A 19,059-nucleotide genomic window follows, 5' to 3' on the forward strand; every position below is an offset into this window, starting at 1 on the left:
AGCCGCGCATGGCTCTATTCCATCTTTACGATGTAAAGATGGGGAGGGATACGCCATGCAGCAGGACGCCGTCACCGAGCGCCGCAACAATATCGCGCCGATTCCGTTCGAGGCGGACGCGCCTTTCCTCAAGATCGTCGGCGAATTGCCGCGCGAGCTGAACGGCACGCTCTATCGCAACGGCCCCAATCCGCAGTTCGACGCGCCCGGCGCACACTGGTTCGTCGGCGATGGCATGCTGCACGCTTTTCATCTCGAAGAGGGCCGCGCCTCCTACCGCAACCGCTGGGTCCGCACGCCGAAATGGCTCGCCGAGCACGATGCCGGCCGCGCGCTGTTCGGCGGCTTCGGCCGCAAGCTGCCGGATGCACCCACCCATCTCACCGACGGCGGCGTCGCCAACACCAACATCGTCTTCCATGCCGGCAAGCTGCTCGCGCTGGAAGAGGGACATCTGCCGACCGAGATCGAGCCGGGCACGCTCGCAACGCGCGGCTATCAGAACTATCAGAACCGCATCGCCGGCGCCTTCACCGCGCATCCGAAGGTCGATCCGGTCACGGGCGAGCTGGTGTTCTTCGGCTACAACGCGGCGGGCCCGCTGACACCCGCCCTCTCCTACGGATCGATCGATGCGAGCGGCAAGGTGACGCGCTTCGAGCGTTTCGACACGCCCTATGCCAGCATGGTGCACGACTTCATCGTCACCGAAAATCACGTGCTGTTTCCGATCCTGCCCATCACCGGCAGCATGGAGCGCGCGATGAGCGGCAAGCCGCCTTATGCCTGGGAGCCGGAGAAAGGCGCTTATGTCGGCGTGATGAAGCGCAACGGGACGGCGAAAGACATCGTCTGGTTCCGTGCCGAGGCCTGCTACGTCTTCCACGTCATGAATGCGTGGGAGGACGGCGACCGCACCATCGCCGACGTCATGCAGTTCGAGGAAGCGCCGCTGTTTCCGCATCCGGACGGCCGGCCGACGGATCCGGAGAAATCGCGCGCCCGCCACTGCCGCTGGACCTTCGATCTCTCTGGCAATACCGAGCGCTTCCAGCAGACCTATCTCGACGACCTCACCGGCGAGTTTCCGCGCATCGACGATCGCCGCGCCGGCCGGAGAAGCCGCCATGGCTGGTACGCCTGCGCCAATCCGCGGCTGCCGATGTTCGGGGCGCTGTCAGGCATCGTCCATGTCGACGGCACGGGCAAGCGGCTCGGCCAGTATCTGCTGCCGGCGGGCGACACCATCTCCGAGCCTGTCTTCGTCGAGCGATCGAAGGATGCTGCGGAAGGTGACGGCTGGCTGCTGGCCGTGGTCTGGCGCGCGCGGGAAAACCGCAGCGACCTCGCCGTGTTCAACGCCACCGACATCGAGGCCGGCCCCGCCGCGCTGGTGCAGCTCGGCCATCGCGTGCCCGACGGCTTTCACGGCAATTGGGTGGGAGCGCAGTAGCTCCCGCCACTCCGCCGCGGATGTCACCAGGGAGACTTCGCATGCACGTCCCCGCCATCACGGCGAACTATCTCGCGATCCTCGCGCTGATCTACGCCGCGCTTGCGCTGCAAGTCGTCCGGCTGCGGCGGAGCAACGGCGCTGCCTTCAGCGACGGCGGCAATGCGAGCCTGCGCAGCGCGATCCGCGCCCATGGTAATTTCATGGAATACGTTCCGATCATCACGCTGATGGTCGCGTTTCTCGAAATGTCCGGCGCATCGCTCTTGCGGATTCACCTGCTGATGGGCGCGCTGGTGCTGTCGCGGCTATTGCATCCGCTCGGCATGTACGCGACGCCGGGCTCGCTCAAATTCATGATCTGCCGTGGCGGCAGCATCTTCCTGACCACCGGCCTGCTGATCAGCACCGCGCTGACCATCCTGTCGCGCCTTCCCTGGGCGGCCGTCGCCGACGAGATATCCGATCAAGCCATTGCCACGATTGAGTTTTTACAGGTCATTCAGATCATTTTGACACTGTAAAGATTTTGCTTGACCCGGCGCCGGCCCTGAACTATCAATCTTGACATCGTAAAGATTGGCTCGACCGAGGCCACCATGACGATCTTCCTGATCCTTGCCCCCTACGGCGTCTACACCTTGCTGATGATGGTGACGTCGGCCACGACCAGCGTGTTCGTGGCCTCCGCGATCTGCCTCGCCACCATCGCGATCGACGTGGCCTGCGGCCGCTCGGTGAAGATTCTGGCGGCGGGCTCGGCGATCCTGTTCGCAGGCCTCGGCCTGTTCCTCGCACTACGCGCCCCCTCGCTCAGCACGCTCGGCGTCAAGCTCTCGGTCGATATCGGCATCTTCATCATCTCGCTCGGCTCGATGCTGGCGCGCCGGCCCTTCACGCTGCAATACGCGGTCGAAGCCGTGCCAGCCGAGACCGCGGCGATGCCCGGCTTCCTCACCGCCAATTACATCATCACCGGCGCATGGACTGTGGCAGCGCTGCTGATGATGGCCGCCAACATCGTGCTGCTCTACTTCCCTGGCCTGCCGGTCTGGCTCGGCCTTGCGGTCGCCTTCGCCGCCCGTAACAGCGCGATCTATTTCACCAAGTGGTATCCCGAATATCGCCAGATCAAATACGGTGCGCCGGCCGGCGCGCTGCCCGAAGCCCAGTGAGACAGGACCGACAATGAAGGACGTATTCGCCCGCCTCGCCTCCGACTTCCTGTCGGCCATCGTCTTCCTGGTGATCTACCTCGTCACCGACAACGTCATCCTGGCGACGTCGGTCGCAATTGCCGGCGCGATCGCGCAGGTGATCTATGCCCGCGTGAAGGGGCGTGAGCTCGGCTACATGACCTATGCGAGCGTCGCGCTCGTCATCGTTCTCGGCACTGTCACGCTGCTGACCAACGATCCCCGCTTCATGCTGGCCAAGCCTGCGATCGCGCATTTCGCGATCGGCGCGATCATGGTCAAGCGCGGCTGGATGCTGCGCTACATGCCGCCGATCGTGGTCGAGACCGCGCCGGAATATGTCACCGCTGCGGGCTATGCCTGGGCCGCGCTGATGTTCGTCCTCGGCGCCGGCACGATCGCGGTCGCCGCCACCGGCGATCTGAAGCTGTGGGCGTTCTACATCTCGGCTGTCGCGGGCGGCGCCAAGGCCCTCGCCTTTGCCGTGCAGTACGTGGTGTTCAGGCTCGTCGTCACCAGCCGCCGGCGCGCGGCCGCCCGCGCCTGAATGCCGCCCAAGCCGCGTTAGGCAGCGGCCTCAAGTTGCGCTATAGGCTCGACGCAGGACTGGCTGCGATCATCGCAGCCCGCCGGGACATTGTTCGGGAGACGCGAATGGCCGTGGACGGCAACTGGAATCTGACCATGACGACGCCGATGGGCGAACGCCAGGCGACGCTGAGCCTGAAGGAAGCCGGCGGCACGCTCACGGGCACGCAAGGCGCGGAAGGCAATACCGCCGAGATTTTTGACGGCACCGTCAGCGGCGACAACGTCTCCTGGAAAGTCTCGATCACCAACCCGATGCCCCTGACGCTCGAATTCACCGGCACGGTTGCCGGCGACAACATCAGCGGCGAGATGGGCATCGGCCCGATGGGCAGCTTCCCGTTCACCGGCGCGAAGGCTTGATCCGACTCTGACGGATACGCGCGACGTCTCCACGTCGTCATTGCGAGGAGCACTTGCGACGAAGCAATCCAGACTCTTCCCTGCGGAAAGATGGATTGCTTCGCTGCGCTCGCAATGACGGAGTGTGAAGGCGCCGGCCTCTGCTGGGAAAGGAGGATGCCTCCTTAGCCCAGATTCAACTCCTTGAAGAAGTCGTTCCCCTTGTCATCGATGATGATGAACGCCGGGAAGTCGACGACTTCGATGCGCCAGATCGCTTCCATGCCGAGCTCGGGATATTCGAGCACCTCGACCTTCTTGATGCAGTGCTCGGCGAGGTTTGCCGCGGCACCGCCGATCGAGCCGAGATAGAAGCCGCCATATTTCTTGCAGGCTTCGCGCACCGCTGGCGCGCGGTTGCCCTTGGCCACCATCACCATCGAGCCGCCGGCGGCCTGGAACTGGTCGACGAAGGAATCCATGCGGCCCGCCGTGGTCGGGCCGAACGCGCCGGAGGCGTAGCCTTCGGGCGTCTTGGCAGGACCGGCGTAATAGACCGGATGGTTCTTGAAATAGTCCGGCAGCGGCTCGCCCTTTTCCAGCCGCTCGCGCAGCTTGGCATGCGCGCTATCCCGCGCGACGATCATGGTGCCGGTCATCGAGACCCGCGTCTTGATCGGGTTCTTCGAGAACGTCGCCAGAATGTCCTTCATCGGCTGGTTGAGGTCGATCTTGACGACCTCACCGCCGAGCGACTGCTCGACCTGCGGCAGATATTGCGCCGGGTTGTGCTCGAGCTCCTCGAGATAGACGCCGTCCCTGGTGATCTTGCCGAGCACCTGGCGGTCGGCGGAGCAGGACACGCCGAGCCCGATCGGCAACGAGGCGCCATGACGCGGCATACGGATCACGCGCACATCGTGGCAGAAATATTTTCCGCCGAACTGCGCGCCGACGCCGAGTGACTGCGTCATCTTCAGAATTTCCTGCTCCATCTCGAGATCGCGGAACGCGTTGCCGTCCGGCGAGCCGTGGGTCGGCAGCGCATCGAGATAACGCGCCGACGCCAGCTTCACTGTCTTCATGCAGAGCTCGGCCGAGGTGCCGCCGATCACGATGGCGAGGTGATAGGGCGGGCATGCCGCAGTGCCGAGCGTCAACACCTTCTCCTTCAGGAAGGCGAGCAGCCGGTCCTTGGTCAGCACCGAGGGCGTTGCCTGAAACAGAAAGCTCTTGTTGGCGGAACCACCGCCCTTCGCCATGAACATGAACTTGTAGGCGTCATCACCCTCGGCGTAGATCTCGCACTGCGCCGGCATGTTGTTGGCGGTGTTCTTCTCCTCGTACATCGAGAGCGGCGCAACCTGCGAGTAGCGCAGATTGCGGCGCAGATAGGCATCGCGCGCGCCTTCCGACAGCGCGGCCTCATCGTCACCGTCGGTGATGACGTTGCAGCCCTTCTTGCCCATGATGATCGCGGTGCCGGTGTCCTGGCACATCGGCAGCACGCCGCCGGCCGCGATGTTGGCGTTCTTCAAAAAATCCAGCGCCACGAACTTGTCGTTCGGGCTCGCTTCGCCGTCCTCGAGGATCGCGCGGAGCTGCTTCAGATGGCCGGGGCGCAGATAATGGTTGATGTCGCCGAAAGCCGCCTCCGACAGCGCCCGCAGCGCCTCGCGCGATACCACCAGCATGTCCTTGCCCAAAACCTTCTCGACCCGGACGCCCTCGGCCGTGATCTTCTTGTAGGGCGTCTCGTCCTTGCCCAATGGGAACAGCGGGGTGTGCTTGTAGGGCGGGACGGGTTTTGAAGCGTCGGGGAAGGCGGTGGGAGCGTTCATGGGGGCGATCTCGGGTTCTGGAGCCCTCGCGGGCCTCTAAGCATAGAAGCGTTCTAAGCTTTTTTGCCGCAAAGGGAAGGGAGCGAGTCGCGCGGCACTGGCCCTGACCACGCATAAAGGACTGCTTCGGCCGACATAGCCCAGACGTCCCGCCCCTGGGCGCCGTGAAAGACCGCAGCTATCACAACCCGACGGTGCGCTTCATCGACTTGATAGACCACTTGCGCGATCCAGTTGAAAATGCCTTCGAGGTCAGAAATTGCCTGATCATCAAAGACAATTTCCATCGACATTCACGAACCGAAGCCTTCGACACGAGCCCGCGCTTCTGCGAGGGAGAGGAGCTTGCGGTTCGGATCGGCAATCCGGCGTAGCACTTCCGCAACCTGCTCATCCGTCAATCGGATCTCGCGCATGTGCTTGACATAGTCCAGCAACGCCCCGGCTGCGGCGTCCTGCTCGCCTTCCGGAAGCTGTTCGACCTGACGGATGGCGTCTTCAAAGAGCTTTGTCATGCGGGGCAATATAGCACACGGGATGGGCGAGGACAGCCGCCCTGCCCGTGGAAATGCGCGCGCTTGCCCTTGCACTCCGCGTCCGCCGACGCTTGAATACGCCCTCCAAGGGGCTTTCCATCATGACTTTCAAACTGCACGTCCGCGGCGCGATTGTTGTCGCCGCCGCAATCCTCGGCCTTGTGACCCTCGCCGCGCCTGCGCGCGCCGACCAGTGCGACGACATCGCCAAGCAGCTCGCCGGCGGCATCGACGGGCTGAAGGTCAACTTCAAGGCCGCCAACATCATCTACCTCACCCACCCGGCGGCGAAGGAGCTGTCGCTCGGCTGCCGTTCGCAGGGACAGACCTATTCCAACGAGCTCTATGCCAAGGGCGACCGCAAGCCGACGCCGCAGTTCTATGATCTGGTCGCCTCCGCGGCCGCGATCATCTTCACGGTGACGAAGGACGACACCACGACCGGCGCGACGCGCTGCCTCAAGCGCATGGGCCTCTTGCGCGGCGACAAGGTGACGATGCGCTACAAGCGCCTCAACATGGAATGCACACGCACCAAGACGGACGCCGCGATCTCTATCACGCGGCCGAAGGACGAGTAGGTCGGGCTGCTGCCACACACTCCGTCATTGCGAGCACAGCGAAGCAATCCAGAATCTCTCCGCGGCGACAGTCTGGATTGCTTCGCTACGCTCGCAATGACGAGGAGAGAGCTGACGTCCTCTCAGAGAGTGCGACTGCGGACGCAAAGACAACGCATCTTATCGCACCAGATCCCTCGCATTTTAACGATTGGCTTGACGGAGCCTTCGTCCGCTCCGGGGCAGGATCAATTGTTTCAATCTGTGAGGATTTGTGGATGAGCGTTTCCAGCGTTGCGCCGCCGCCTGTGACGGTCGTGGTCCCGAGCTACGACACGACCAAGCAGCCGGACGACCAGACCAAGACCAAGGATGCCGACCCGACCTATAAGCCGACGCCGCCTGCGCCGCTGCCGCCGGGCCAGGGCACGCGGATCGATCAGCTCGCCTGATCCGGCTTGCCTGCGATGGATCGCCCGGTCCGGTTGACCGGGCTTTTCGCGTTTGGAGATGACCTCGGCCCACACGCGCCGGCCGCTTGCTGGTCGGAAGCATGCTATCAATGGCTCGGCGCGTGATGGAGCCAGATCGAACATGATCGCACGCCTGTTGTTGCAGAACACTGTTCTCACCGTCGGAATGGGCGCGCTGCTGTTCGCCGTCGCCGGCACGCTGCATTGGCCGGGCGCGTGGGTGTTTCTCGTCACGTCCGTTGTGCTCGGCCCGCTCTGCGGCTGGTGGCTCTACCGGATCGACCCGGCGCTTCTGGCCGAACGTCTGCGTCCCGTTCTGCAGAGAGATCAGCCGGCCGCGGACAAGGTTTTCATGGTCGCGTTCGTCGTGGCGATGCTGGGCTGGCTCGTCGCGATGGGGCTCGACCGGCGTCATCTCGCATCCCACATGAACGTGGCATGGCAGGTGTTCGGTTTCGTGCTGTTGCTCGCCTCGACACTGTTCACGCTGTGGGTGTTTCGCGAGAATTCGTTCGCAGCACCCGTGGTGAAGCTGCAGACCGAGCGCGCGCAGCGCGTGATCTCGACCGGGCCCTACGCCCATGTCCGCCATCCCATGTACAGCGGCATGATCCTGTTCTTCGCCAGCGTGCCGCTGATCCTCGGCTCGTGGCGGGGATTGGCGATTGCGCCGGTCTTCCTGGCGCTGCTTGCGGTCCGCATCCGCATCGAGGAGCGCACGCTCATCGCGGGCCTGCCCGGCTATGCCGATTATGCGGCGCGGGTGCGCTACCGCTTGTTGCCGGGCATATGGTGATTCACGCATCGAGCTCCCTGTATCGCCGGAAGATGCCCTGCTCGTTGAAGGGAATGCGGCGCTCGCTTGCAAGATAGGCCTTGATGTTCGGCCGCGCGGCGACACGGTCGTGCAGGCCGACGAGGCCAGGAATGTTTGTCTCGAACGCCTTCATCCGCTTCGGGAAGGCATAGCGCAGGCCGTCGACAATCTGGAACAGTGAGAGATCGACGTAAGTCAGGCGCCGGCCAGTGACGTAGGCGCCACCATTGTCGTCGAGCAGCTGCTCGAAATAGCCGAGATATTTCGGCACGCGCTCGTCCCAGAAGTCGGCCGTGCGCTTCTTGGCCGCCGGCTTCTGGTCTTCGTAGTACATCGAAGGTCCGAGCGGGTGATGGGTGTCGTGGATCTCGACCACGAGATCGGTGATGGTGAGTTGAAGCTGGTGCACCCAGAGTTTCCCGGCTTCGGTCTTCGGCGCGAGGGCGTGACGGGCGCCGAGATAGAGCAGGATGTTGGCGGCATGGCCGATGACGAGCTTGCCCGATTTCAGGAACGGCGGCGCAAAGGGCGGCGTGCCCTTGTGGGCCTCCATCATCTTCATCATCGCAGCCGAGCCACGCTGGCCGCGTGCGACATCATCGTAAGCCGCCTCCGCCTCCTCCAGCGCCAGCCGCACATATTCACCGCGGCCCTGGATCTCGGGCCAGTAGTAGAGCTCGTATTTCATGGGAGGGGTCCGTAAGCGTGGAAGCGACGGAACCAATGTAGCACTTCGCTCCGGGTTCCGGCAGTGCGGGACGGAACCCTGTCGCAACACGCTCCGTCATTGCGAGCGCAGCGAAGCAATCCAGAGTCTTTCCGCGGAGGAAGTCTGGATTGCTTCGTCGCAAGAGCTCCTCGCAATGACGGAGGAGAGAGCCTCAATTCGCCGCGAAACAATACAGCAGGCCGTCGCCACCAGTGGTTTTCAGGTCGGTCTGCGAGCAACCGCCATCAGGGCCGCGCGAGGGATGAGAGCTGTTCCAGGATCTTGACGGCTCGTCATCGCGCAGGCCTTGTCGATCGGCATGGCCGAGCATCGCCGCGCCTTGCGTGCTCGACGTCCAGTTCTTGCAGGTCTTGTCGTCCCCTGCGGCAAAGGCGGTGCCGTCGGCTTGCGATCCCGTGAGGATGTCGTGCCGGTTCGGGGTGTCGCCGCGGCCGTTGATGACCTCGCCCTTCTCGCTGAGCGCGGTCTGTTTGGTGAGATTGTTGGCCGCGCCGTGCAGGTCGGCAACGTCCTTGGCGATCACCACGCCTTTGGCGTTCTGCCACGGTCCCTTGCCGATGCGGTCCTTTGCGTTGATTGCGGGCTTGCCGTCGGCGGCTTGTGTCGAGAGATAGGCGCGCCAGGTTTTTGCAGCGGCACCACCGGCTTGTGCGAGCTTCTGGCACTGCGCATCTGCGCCATCAAGGCCGCCCAGATCTGCGCCCTTGCCGGGACCGTTGGAGGTCACGAAGAAGGTCATGTCGGCCGACTGCGCTTGCGCCGACGGCGCCGCAAGCAAGGCTGCAGCGAGCGCGAGGCCTGACATCGTCACGGATCTTGCGATGCGGATCATCCTGTCCTCCCAGTTGTGTTTGTATTTGGCCGCCTGATGTCAACCCGACGCGCGCCCGCTTATTCCGATGCCGCGATGCGAGACGTCCAAAAGAAAAGGCGCCGTGCTGGAAGCACGACGCCCTGGTTTCTCATGTTGCGCGCGATCAGTTGGTCTGCTGGATCGCCGACAATTCCCAAGGATTGCCCGGGCGGCGGGCGAACGTCCAGACTTCGGTGACTTCGCCCGGCTGCTCGCTGCCGGCGACGAGCGCGCCGGTGTTGCGGTCGACCGTCTTGTCGGTGAGCGCGAAGCGCATCGCCACCGTCGCGTAGTCGGTCTCGCCTTCGCGCCAGGCTTCCGCGAGGTCGCCCTGCAACAGCTTGACGTTGGTTACCTTGTTGACGGCGTTGCGCGCGCGGTTCTCTGCGAGATCCCTCTCGAAATAAGAGACCATTTCCGGCGTCGCGAGCGTGTGCAGTTTTGCAACGTCCTCATTCGACCAGGCGGCCTGGATGTCGCCGAGCAGGCGCTCGAACGCCTCGTAGTCGTCCGGCTTGATCTCGAGCGGCGCATTGTTGGCGCCGAAGCCGAAGCCGCCGCCAAGACCCGAGCCAAGACCTGACCCAAGACCTCCGCCGAGGCCACTGCGATAGCTGGTCTGCGGTCCCGGACCGGGGCTGGCATCAGCACCGGCATAGGCCGCCTGCGGCGCGTTGCGGCGCTGCCACCACGACATCGCCAGCCGCACCACAAACACGACGAGCACGACCTGGATGATCAGGCCCAGGATCGAGGACAGGCCGCCGAGGCCGCCAAACAGGCCACCGCCGAACAGCATGCCCAGAAGGCCTGCGCCGAGGAAGCCGGCCGCAAGGCCGCCCAGGAAACCGCCGCCGCGACCGAACAGGCCGCCGCGCGCGGGTGCCGATGCAGCCGAGTTGATACCTGCGCCCGGCTGGGTGAAGGTGCGGTTGAATTGCGAGGTCGAGCCCGGCGCAGTCGTGGTCGACGGCGGGGCCGAGAAGGTCCGCGAACCGCGCGAACCCGACGAAGAACCGCCGCCGACGCGGGCGTCAGCCGACGAGATCGCAAGCGCCGTCGGCAGCGCGAGCGCCAGAACGACGGCAATCGTCTTCACGAGGGTGCGGGACCATTGCGAGAAATTCATGTTCGTTTCCCAAATCCCCGGTATGGGGACGTGCCAGTAAGATGGGCAGCCTTTACCAAAAGGGAAGCCGGTTTCGGACCCCCCGGCTGCGGCCCTCAGTCGCGGGGATGTGGCAAAAGCCCATATTTGCCGGGGGTTTGGCCGGATCCGGCCGGGAACTGTGGTCGCCGGTTACCGGCGGTCGAGAGATCGGAATTCCGCTCTCTCCCCCGTCATTGCTCACCCCTGCTTCGTCATCGTCTCCTTCACCGCCGCCACGAGCTGGCTGAGCGTGAACGGCTTTGGCAGGAAGTCGAATTGCTGCCCCTCGGGCAGGCTCTTCTCGAAGGCATCTTCGGCGTAGCCGGAAACGAAGATGAAGCGGATGTCCGGGTTCTTCTCCCGCATCGCCTTGAGCAGCGTCGGCCCGTCCATCTCCGGCATCACGACGTCGGAGACGACGAGATCGATGCCGCCGCTCTGCTCCTCCAGAACCTCCATCGCCTCGACGCCGTTCTCGGCCTCGACGACGGTGTAGCCGCGCGAGCGCAGGCCGCGGGCGTTCAGCGCGCGCAGGCCCTCTTCGTCCTCGACCAGCAGGATGGTGCCCTGCCCGGTGAGATCGGTACGAGGCTTCGCCTCTACGGCCGCGGGCGCGGCGTCCTTTGCGGCGCCATTCGTCGTGCTCGCTGCGGGCTGCTCGACCTGCACGTCCGGCTCGGCGTGATGGCGCGGCAGGAAGATGTGGAACGAGGTGCCCTGCCCCGGCTCGGAATCGACATAGATAAAGCCGCCGGTCTGCTTGACGATGCCGTAGACGGTGGACAGCCCGAGGCCGGTGCCCTTGCCAACTTCCTTGGTCGAGAAGAACGGCTCAAAAATCTTGTCGCGGATATCGGCGGGGATGCCGGTGCCGGTGTCGGCGACCTCGATCCGCACATAGTCCGCCGCCGGCATGCCCTTGTAGGCGAGCTTGCCCGCCTCGTCGGTCGCGACATTGGCGGTGCGGATGATCAGCTTGCCGCCGTCGGGCATGGCGTCGCGCGCGTTCACCGCGAGATTGACGATGACCTGCTCGAACTGGGAGACGTCGACCTTGACCGGCCAGAGATCGCGGCCATGGATCAGGTCGAGCTTGACCTTCTCGCCGATCAGCCGGCGCAGCAACATGGTGAGATCCGACAGCGCATCGCCGAGATCGAGCACTTGCGGCCGCAGCGTCTGCCGCCGCGAGAAGGCGAGCAGCTGCCGCACCAGGGTCGCAGCACGCGTGGCGTTCTGCTTGATCTGCATGATGTCCTGGAACGACGGATCGGTCGGCTTGTGCGCGTTCAGCAGGAAGTCGTTCGCCATCATGATGGCGGACAGCACGTTGTTGAAGTCGTGGGCGATGCCGCCGGCGAGCTGGCCGACCGTCTCCATCTTCTGCGACTGGTTGATCTGGTTCTCCAGCGCGCGCCGCTCGGTGGTCTCGAGCATGTGCACGATGGCGGCTTCCGCGTCGTTCTCGGCCGCATCGACCGGCGTGACGAAGAACTGGCCCCAGCGATCCTTCGCGCCCTCCAGTGCCACCTCGACCGGCGCGATGTCGGCCTGGTTTTCAGCGGCCTGGTTGATAGCCGCGATCAGCAAATGCCGATCGCGCGCATTGACCGCGCGGAAGATCGACTTGCTCGCGCTGTCGAGCCCGAGGCCTTGCCCGAGCTTGGCGTAGCGCGCGTTCGCGCGCACCACGTTGCCGCCGCGATCGACGGTGGCGATCGCCATCGGCGTGTGGTCGAAGAAGCGCATGAAGCGCACTTCGGCGGCACGGTCGGGATCGCTGCGCTCGTCGCGGGCCCGGCTGATGACGAGCGTGCGCGACGGCCCCGGCGCGCCGTCGGCGCCGAAAGCGAGCTTGTGATAAAGCCGGACCGGCATGGTCTTGCCGGTGCGCATGCGCAGATCGATGTCGAAGACTTCGGTCTTCACCTCGCCCGGCACCGCCACGATCGAGCTCAGCAGCGAAGCGCCGTCGCCCGAGACGATGTCGGCGAGCTTCAGGCCGCCGGAACCGATCTCGGCGAGATCATAGTCGAGCCAATTCGCCAGCGTTGCATTGACATAAGCGAGCTCGCCGGCGGGATTGACCGAGAAGAAACCGCACGGCGCGTGATCGAGATATTCGATCGCGTGCTGGAGCTCCTGGAACACGTCCTCCTGGCGCTCGCGGTCGCGCGTGATGTCGGCAATCGACCACACCGCATATTTGGCTTCGCGCTTTCCGGTGCCGAGCGGACGCACGCGCATGCGCAGCCAGCGCCCGTGGCTGCCGTCCTGGCCGGAAATGCGCACCTCTTCCTGCTGTCGTTTTCCTTCGCGCGCCGCCTTCAGCAGGCGGAACACCGCTTCCGAAACGTCCGGATTGCCGATAAAGACGCGCTCGACCGGCCGTACGTCCTGCGGGCCGGAGGCGCCGGTCAGCGTCAGATAGGCTGCGTTGGAATAGACCACATGGCCGCGCGGATCGGTCACCGCGAGACCATCGAAGGCGTGATCGGCGATGCGCCCCATCACGGGATCGTCGAGATTGCGGTCGACGAAGCGGATGATGCCGGCGGCGAAGGCGAACAGATTGAACAGGCCGATCATGGCCAGCACGGCGAGGATGCCGAGGATATAGGGCTGTGCCTGCGCGCGTCCGAGCGTCATCAGCCCGATGGCGACCGCGACGAGGCCGGTGGCCACCAGGAGCACCAGCGCAATGCTGCCCGAGCGCGGCGACGGCTCATGCGCCGCAACGGGCTCGCGTGACAGGTCGTGGTCGGTCTCGGCGGTCATTTCACGCTGGCATGGCCTGTCGGCAGAGAATCAACGCGCCACGGGGCACGTGGGGTCCTCCCTGCCTGAATCGGACCCGCGGACGCAAGGGCGGCAGGGGCGAAAGGTACGCTGATTCCCAGTTTACGGCCATTTCCGGTACTTTCGGGGTTTTATTGCCGCGCGGCGCTAAAACCGCGCTTCAGCCGGATGACGTAGCCGATGACTTCGGCGACCGCGTGGTAGTGCTCGACAGGGATTTCCTTGTCGATTTCGGCAGTGGCGTACAGCGCGCGTGCCAGCGGCACGTTCTCGACGATCGGAATGTCGTGCTCGCGCGCGATCTCCCGGATCTTGAATGCGAGGTTGTCGACGCCCTTGGCGACGCAGATCGGGGCCGACATGCCGCGCTCGTAGGACAGCGCCACCGAATAATGGGTCGGGTTGGTGATGATCACGGAAGCCTTGGGAACCGCTGCCATCATGCGCTTCTTGGAGCGCTGCTGGCGCAACTGCCTGAGCTTGCCCTTGATATGCGGGTCGCCTTCGGACTGCTTGAACTCTTCCTTGATCTCCTGGAGCGACATCTTCTGCCGCTGGAACCAGCTGCGATACTGGAAGAAATAGTCGCCGATGGCGATGATCGCGAGCGCGGCGACCACTGCGCCGAGCAGATGGACCGTCAGGCTGGTAATGGCGCCCATCATCGCGGCCGGATCGAGCTTGACCATCGCCTCCATGCGATGCCGCTCCGGCCACAGGATCGTGGTCATGACCACCCCGAGCACGACGAGCTTGCCGATGCCCTTGAGAAAATTGGCTCCCGCCTGCTTGCCGAAGATGCGCTTGAAGCCGGCAGCGGGCGAGAGCTTGCTGAATTTGGGCGTGAGGGATTCTGCCGACCACACCAGCCGGTGCTGCAGCATGTTGCCGGCAATGGCCGCGATCATCAGCATCAGGAGCGGCACGCCGACCGCAGCCAACACCGCGACCTCGATCTGCTGCATCAGCGCGAGCAGGTTCCCGCCGTCGGTCTTGATCATCCAGGAATTGGCGAGCAGGTTGCGCAACGGCGTCACAAGGCCGCTGCCGACCGAGCCGGAGAAGGTCGAAACCACGAGCGTGGCGCCCGCGATCATGAACCAGGTATTGATCTCCTGGCTTTTGGCGACGTCGCCGCGTTCGAGCGCCTGTTCGAGACGTTTTTGCGTCGGGTCTTCTGTTTGACTCTCTGGATCGTTGTCTTCCGCCATCGATCACCTATCTGAGCGGCAGCATCTGGTGCATGACACCGATGAAGTAGTCGAGATAGGTGCCCATCATCGCCGTGAGCACCAGGGCCAGCACCATGAAGCCCACGAAGATCGACAGCGGCACACCGACGAAATAGACCTGCATCTGCGGCATCAGCCGCGCCAGCACGCCGAGCCCGATATTGAAGACGAGGCCGAACACCAGGAACGGCCCCGACAGCTGCAAGCCGAGCAGAAACGCGGCGGAGAAAGCCCGCGTGGCGAGCGAGGCGATGTCGCCGCTCGACACGGTCTCGCCCGGCGCGAAGATCGCGTAGCTGTCGTTCAACGCCGCGATCACCAGATGATGGCTGTCGGTGGCGAACAGCAACGTCACACCCAGCATGGTGAGGAAATTGCCGACCAGAACGCCCTGCTGCCCTTGCGTCGGATCGACCGATGTCACGAAGCCCAGTCCCATCTGCTGCGCGATCACGGCGCCTGCGACCTGGAGCGCCGACAGCGTCACGCGCGCGGTTGCGCCCAGCACGATGCCGATCACGATCTCATGCAGCATCAACACCAGCATCGGCGCGAGCGAGCCCATGTCGACCTGATAGGCGTTGCGATGCAGCGGCAGGATGATCAGCGTCAGCAGAAGCGCGATCGAGAGCTTCACCCGCGTCGGGATGTTGGTCTCGCCGAGCCCCGGCAGCAGCATCACCATCGCGCCGACCCGGGCGAAAGCGAGCATGAAGGCCGCGGCGAGCGCCGGCAGCAGCGAGACGTCGATGCGCATGGTAAGCGCATTGTGCCTTACCCGCCGATGATTCGCGACGAGATCCGCATCATGTGGGAATGAAGCGCGTCGGCCATGAACGGCAGCGCCAGCAGCATTGTGGCGAAGATGGCCAGGATCTTCGGCACGTAGACCAGCGTCTGCTCCTGGATCTGCGTCAGCGCCTGGAACAGCGACACGATGACGCCGACCACGAGGCCGACTATCATGGGCGGCGACGACACGATCACGATGGTCCAGAGCGCATCGCGGGCAACGTCGAGAGTCTCGGGTCCGGTCATCTCAGAATTCCGTTGTTGGTTGACTTGACGGCTGCGAATGGTGAGTAGCGAATGGCGAATGGGAGCAACTCGCCATTCGCTACTCGCCGCTTTCGTCAGATCGGCATCTTCATGATGTCTTCGTACGCGGCGATCACGCGGTCGCGGACCGAGACCAGCGTGGACACCGCAACGTCGGTGTCGGCGACCGCCGTCACCACGTCCATCACGTTGGCCTTGCCGGCGGCCATCGCCACCGTCTGGGCGTCCGATTTGCGGCCGGATTCCATGACGCTGCCGACGGCGTCTTTCAGCAGCGAGGCAAAGGACTGCCCGCTCGCCTCGCTGCCCTTGCCGGCGCCGCTGTTTTCCAGCACCCGGGCAAGGTTGGCATAGGCATTGGCCGCGATTGTCGGTGTTGCCATGGCTTAAGGTTCCTGTTCAGGACTTGAGGATGTCGAGCGTGCGCTGGATCATCCGGCGCGTTGCACTGATGATGTTGACATTGGCCTCGTAGGACCGCTGCGCATCGCGCATGTCGGTCATCTCGACCACCGAATTCACGTTGGGATATTTGACGTTGCCGGTGGCATCCGCCGCCGGATTGCTGGGCTCGTATTTGACGCGGAAGTTGGACTGGTCGGGCTTGATCTTGCCGAGCGTGACGACCTGCGCGTCGAGCGTGCGATCAAGCGCCGAGGAGAACGTCGGCACCTTGCGCCGATAGGGATCGCCGCCTGCGGTCGGCGCAGTCGAGTCCGCATTCGCAATGTTTTCCGATATCACCCGCATGCGCCCGGCCTGCGCCCGCAACCCGGAGGTCGCGATCGCCATCGAGCGGGCAAAGTCACTGCTGTCATTCGCCATGGTCTGCGTCCTCTAGCTCTTTGGTTTGAGCATGATCTGGCCGGAAAACCGCTGCACACTTTTCCGGATCATGCTCTAGCCCTTGCCGATCGCGGTCTTCAGAAGATGCAGGCTCTTCGAATAGAGCGAGGTGACCGCCGCATAATCCATCTGGTTGTTGGCGGACTTCGTCATCTCCTCTTCGAGATTGACGGCGTTGCCCGCAGGACGGGTCTCGAAACCCGCATTCTTGTTCTGGTCGAAGCTCGAGGCCGCGCCTGATGGCGTCATGTGGGAGGCACTGGTGACAGTCATGGCCAGGGGCCCCATCGAGCCCGCCGTAGCGCCGGTCTTGTCGAATTTCGGCTCGACCAGCTCACGCGGCCGGAAATTGGGGGTGTCGGAATTGGAGACGTTCTCGGACAGGACGCGCTGGCGTTCCTGGTGCCACTGCATCTTGGTGCGAAGCGCCGACAGCACCGGAAGATCGTTGATGGACATCGTTGCGGCTCCTTCCGCCTCTTGCGGACCCCTGGTCCGAAGCTAGGCAGAATTTGCCGCGTGTATGGTTAACAGGTGGTTAAGGCACGGCAGATGCATGTTTCTGATTGAGACATGCAATGCTCCCCCCGTGATTCTGCGCGTTCCAAAAGCCGCATTAACCCAACCGCTTGGCGGCCCCTGCACAGGCCAAGAAGTCGTTTTGGATCGGGCGATTCATAGGTTATTAAGGGTTGGGGACGGCAAAACTTGCCGCGGGACGTTAAGAGATTGCAGTTTTTGGGGCATCGCACGCCGGTGGTCGGCGCATCCGACCATAGGCACGAGAGAAGCGCCATTTGCCGGGGACAGGTATGAACGGTAGCCCTATCACTTTCATTGTCGCGTTCATCGTCGTGCTGGCGTTGATCGGCGTCGCGGCGTGGCTGGTCCGCCGATTCGCGACCACCCGGCTCGGCGCCAACACCCAGCGCGGCAGGATGCCCCGCCTCGCCGTGATCGACGCAGCCGCGGTCGATGGCCGCCGGCGCCTGGTGCTGGTCCGCCGTGACAATGTCGAACATCTCCTGATGATCGGCGGCCCGACCGACATCGTCGTCGAACCGAATATCGTGCGCGCCGCAGCCGGCCGCGACCAGATTCCGCAGCGTCCCAGCGCAGCCGAGCCGCCGCGCCTCGCCCCGATGCCCGATGCCGGCAGCTGGGCCGACGAAGCGCCGCGCCCCGAAGTGCTCGATCATCCCGAGCCGCAGATGCCCGAGCCGCCGCCGCGGCCCGCACGTCCGTCCTTCGCCGACGAAGTCCGCCGGCCGGCGCCCGCTCTGGCCGACCGCCGCAGCGAACCGGCGCTCGGCGGCTTTTCGGCCGAACCGATGCCGCCGCGTCCCGAGCGTGAGCCTCGCCCCGAGCCGATGCCGCCGCGCGTTGCGCGCAACGAGCCGCCGCTGATGCCGCGCCCGCCGCGCGCGAGCGAGCCGGTGAAGGTACCGCCGGTGCGTGCCGAGCGCGCAGCCGCGCCGCCGCCACCGCCTCCGCCCGTGCCGCAGGCCCCGCCAGGACTACAAGCTCCGCCCGTTCCGCCGCCGGCGGCTAGCGCCGCGCCGTCGAATGCCGAGCAAAATCTCGCCGAGATGGCCCAGCGCCTCGAGGCGGCGCTGCGTCGTCCGGCCGGCGAGACCATCGCCCCGCCGGTCGCACCGGAGCCGCCCGCTGCTCCGCCGCGCGCCGCACGCGTCGAACCGCCGGCCCCTCCCGCGCCGCCTGCCAGGCCGGTTCCGGAAAAGACCAGCTTTGAAAATCTCGAAGACGAGATGGCCTCGCTGCTCGGCCGTCCGAAGCCGTCTTCGTGAGGCTGCCGTCCTTCCCGCGTAGAGTTCTTGTCCCTTCTGTTCTGATCGCCGCGGCCTTGCTCGCCACGGGTTTGCTTGCCTCCCCTGCGCATGCGCAGGACATCAGCATTAATCTCGGCGGCGGCGGTGCTGGCGGTGGCGGCGTCACCGAGCGTGCGATCCAGCTGATCGCGCTGCTCACGGTGCTGTCGATCGCGCCGTCGATCCTGATCATGATGACGTCGTTCACGCGCATCGTCGTCGTGCTGTCGCTGCTGCGCACCGCGATGGGCACGGCGACGGCGCCGCCCAACTCGGTGATCTTGGCACTGGCGATGTTCCTCACCTTCTTCGTGATGGGACCGGTGCTGCAAAAATCCTACGACGACGGCATCCGCCCGCTCGTCGCCAACCAGATCGGCGTCGAGGACGCGCTCCAGCGCGCCTCCGTTCCCTTGCGCGGCTTCATGCAGAAGAACGTGCGCGAGAAGGACCTGAAGCTGTTTCTCGATCTCTCCGGCGAGCCACCGCCGGCGACGCCTGACGAGCTCGCCCTGCGCATCCTCGTCCCCGCCTTCATGATCTCCGAGCTGAAGCGCGCCTTCGAGATCGGTTTCCTGCTGTTCCTTCCCTTCCTGATCATCGACCTCGTCGTCGCCTCGGTACTGATGTCGATGGGCATGATGATGCTGCCGCCCGCGACGATCTCGCTGCCGTTCAAGCTGATCTTCTTTGTGCTGGTCGACGGCTGGTCGCTGGTGGCGGGAAGCCTGGTGCAGAGCTACGGGGGGTAGCGC

23 protein-coding genes are annotated in these 19,059 nt (G+C 64.5%); 10 read left to right on the top strand and 13 right to left on the bottom strand.

The window, feature by feature from the left end; all coding sequences use genetic code 11:
• The first annotated feature begins 55 nt into the window (after positions 1-55).
• The 5 genes from V1280_RS13610 (at position 56) to V1280_RS13630 (ending at position 3,600) form a co-directional block, all read left to right on the top strand.
• A complete protein-coding gene (locus tag V1280_RS13610; RefSeq protein WP_334524378.1) occupies positions 56-1,453 on the top strand; it encodes a carotenoid oxygenase family protein in 1,398 nt (465 codons plus the stop codon).
• A gap of 41 nt (positions 1,454-1,494) precedes the next feature.
• The gene (locus V1280_RS13615) at positions 1,495-1,977 is read left to right on the top strand and encodes an MAPEG family protein (protein ID WP_334524381.1); all 483 of its coding nucleotides are present in this window, start codon (positions 1,495-1,497) and stop codon (positions 1,975-1,977) included.
• 75 nt (positions 1,978-2,052) lie between these two features.
• A complete protein-coding gene (locus V1280_RS13620) occupies positions 2,053-2,628 on the top strand; it encodes a hypothetical protein (protein ID WP_334524385.1) in 576 nt (191 codons plus the stop codon).
• A gap of 13 nt (positions 2,629-2,641) precedes the next feature.
• A complete protein-coding gene (locus tag V1280_RS13625) occupies positions 2,642-3,196 on the top strand; it encodes an inner membrane-spanning protein YciB (protein WP_334524388.1) in 555 nt (184 codons plus the stop codon).
• Positions 3,197-3,303: 107 nt separating this feature from the next.
• Positions 3,304-3,600, top strand: coding sequence for a hypothetical protein (locus tag V1280_RS13630; RefSeq protein ID WP_334524391.1), 297 nt, complete (start codon positions 3,304-3,306; stop codon positions 3,598-3,600).
• A 164-nt stretch (positions 3,601-3,764) separates the two neighbouring features.
• On the opposite strand, the gene V1280_RS13635 is transcribed toward V1280_RS13630, so the two are convergent.
• From V1280_RS13635 to V1280_RS13645, 3 genes are read right to left on the bottom strand one after another with little or no spacing between them, the layout of a single operon-like run.
• The gene (locus tag V1280_RS13635) at positions 3,765-5,420 is read right to left on the bottom strand and encodes a fumarate hydratase (protein ID WP_334524394.1); all 1,656 of its coding nucleotides are present in this window, start codon (positions 5,418-5,420) and stop codon (positions 3,765-3,767) included.
• A 53-nt stretch (positions 5,421-5,473) separates the two neighbouring features.
• A complete protein-coding gene (locus tag V1280_RS13640) occupies positions 5,474-5,713 on the bottom strand; it encodes a hypothetical protein (protein ID WP_334524396.1) in 240 nt (79 codons plus the stop codon).
• A complete protein-coding gene (locus tag V1280_RS13645; protein WP_334538297.1) occupies positions 5,714-5,935 on the bottom strand; it encodes a hypothetical protein in 222 nt (73 codons plus the stop codon).
• A 122-nt stretch (positions 5,936-6,057) separates the two neighbouring features.
• Here V1280_RS13645 and V1280_RS13650 point away from each other — a divergent pair, with 122 nt between their 5' ends.
• From V1280_RS13650 to V1280_RS13660, 3 genes are all read left to right on the top strand, one after another.
• A complete protein-coding gene (locus tag V1280_RS13650) occupies positions 6,058-6,537 on the top strand; it encodes a hypothetical protein (RefSeq protein WP_334524399.1) in 480 nt (159 codons plus the stop codon).
• 257 nt (positions 6,538-6,794) lie between these two features.
• Positions 6,795-6,968 (top strand): hypothetical protein, encoded by a 174-nt coding sequence (locus V1280_RS13655; protein ID WP_334524402.1) that lies wholly within the window; start codon positions 6,795-6,797, stop codon positions 6,966-6,968.
• A 142-nt stretch (positions 6,969-7,110) separates the two neighbouring features.
• Positions 7,111-7,785 (top strand): methyltransferase family protein, encoded by a 675-nt coding sequence (locus tag V1280_RS13660; protein ID WP_334524405.1) that lies wholly within the window; start codon positions 7,111-7,113, stop codon positions 7,783-7,785.
• 1 nt (position 7,786) lies between these two features.
• On the opposite strand, the gene V1280_RS13665 is transcribed toward V1280_RS13660, so the two are convergent.
• The 10 genes from V1280_RS13665 to flgB all read right to left on the bottom strand — a co-directional run bounded on the left by V1280_RS13665 (position 7,787) and on the right by flgB (position 16,934).
• Positions 7,787-8,494, bottom strand: a complete 708-nt coding sequence (locus V1280_RS13665; protein WP_334524407.1) for a glutathione S-transferase — start codon at positions 8,492-8,494, stop codon at positions 7,787-7,789.
• A 193-nt stretch (positions 8,495-8,687) separates the two neighbouring features.
• Positions 8,688-9,368 (bottom strand): lectin, encoded by a 681-nt coding sequence (locus V1280_RS13670; RefSeq protein WP_334524409.1) that lies wholly within the window; start codon positions 9,366-9,368, stop codon positions 8,688-8,690.
• 145 nt (positions 9,369-9,513) lie between these two features.
• On the bottom strand, positions 9,514-10,542 hold the full coding sequence (locus V1280_RS13675; RefSeq protein WP_334538298.1) for a Tim44 domain-containing protein: 1,029 nt from the start codon (positions 10,540-10,542) through the stop codon (positions 9,514-9,516).
• 195 nt (positions 10,543-10,737) lie between these two features.
• Positions 10,738-13,317 carry a cell cycle histidine kinase CckA gene (cckA, locus tag V1280_RS13680; RefSeq protein WP_334524412.1) on the bottom strand — a complete coding sequence of 860 codons (2,580 nt, stop codon included), beginning with the start codon at positions 13,315-13,317 and terminating at the stop codon, positions 10,738-10,740.
• Positions 13,318-13,469: 152 nt separating this feature from the next.
• A complete protein-coding gene (flhB, locus tag V1280_RS13685) occupies positions 13,470-14,549 on the bottom strand; it encodes a flagellar biosynthesis protein FlhB (RefSeq protein ID WP_334524415.1) in 1,080 nt (359 codons plus the stop codon).
• A gap of 7 nt (positions 14,550-14,556) precedes the next feature.
• Complete coding sequence (gene fliR, locus V1280_RS13690) at positions 14,557-15,327, bottom strand: flagellar biosynthetic protein FliR (protein ID WP_334524418.1); 771 nt, start codon at positions 15,325-15,327, stop codon at positions 14,557-14,559.
• A 17-nt stretch (positions 15,328-15,344) separates the two neighbouring features.
• Positions 15,345-15,608 carry a flagellar biosynthesis protein FliQ gene (gene fliQ, locus V1280_RS13695; protein ID WP_148772138.1) on the bottom strand — a complete coding sequence of 88 codons (264 nt, stop codon included), beginning with the start codon at positions 15,606-15,608 and terminating at the stop codon, positions 15,345-15,347.
• Positions 15,609-15,703: 95 nt separating this feature from the next.
• Complete coding sequence (fliE, locus tag V1280_RS13700) at positions 15,704-16,012, bottom strand: flagellar hook-basal body complex protein FliE (protein ID WP_195803557.1); 309 nt, start codon at positions 16,010-16,012, stop codon at positions 15,704-15,706.
• Between the two features lie 16 nt (positions 16,013-16,028).
• On the bottom strand, positions 16,029-16,454 hold the full coding sequence (flgC, locus tag V1280_RS13705; RefSeq protein ID WP_334524433.1) for a flagellar basal body rod protein FlgC: 426 nt from the start codon (positions 16,452-16,454) through the stop codon (positions 16,029-16,031).
• A 75-nt stretch (positions 16,455-16,529) separates the two neighbouring features.
• On the bottom strand, positions 16,530-16,934 hold the full coding sequence (gene flgB / locus V1280_RS13710; protein WP_334524436.1) for a flagellar basal body rod protein FlgB: 405 nt from the start codon (positions 16,932-16,934) through the stop codon (positions 16,530-16,532).
• Between the two features lie 353 nt (positions 16,935-17,287).
• Here flgB and V1280_RS13715 point away from each other — a divergent pair, with 353 nt between their 5' ends.
• Positions 17,288-18,283, top strand: coding sequence for a flagellar biosynthetic protein FliO (locus V1280_RS13715; RefSeq protein ID WP_334524439.1), 996 nt, complete (start codon positions 17,288-17,290; stop codon positions 18,281-18,283).
• A complete protein-coding gene (gene fliP, locus V1280_RS13720; protein WP_148778219.1) occupies positions 18,280-19,056 on the top strand; it encodes a flagellar type III secretion system pore protein FliP in 777 nt (258 codons plus the stop codon). The genes V1280_RS13715 and fliP overlap by 4 nt, the downstream gene beginning before the upstream one ends.
• Positions 19,057-19,059 lie beyond the last annotated feature (3 nt).

This window comes from Bradyrhizobium sp. AZCC 2230 (genome assembly GCF_036924495.1).
In the GTDB taxonomy this organism is placed as follows: Bacteria; Pseudomonadota; Alphaproteobacteria; order Rhizobiales; family Xanthobacteraceae; genus Bradyrhizobium; species Bradyrhizobium rifense.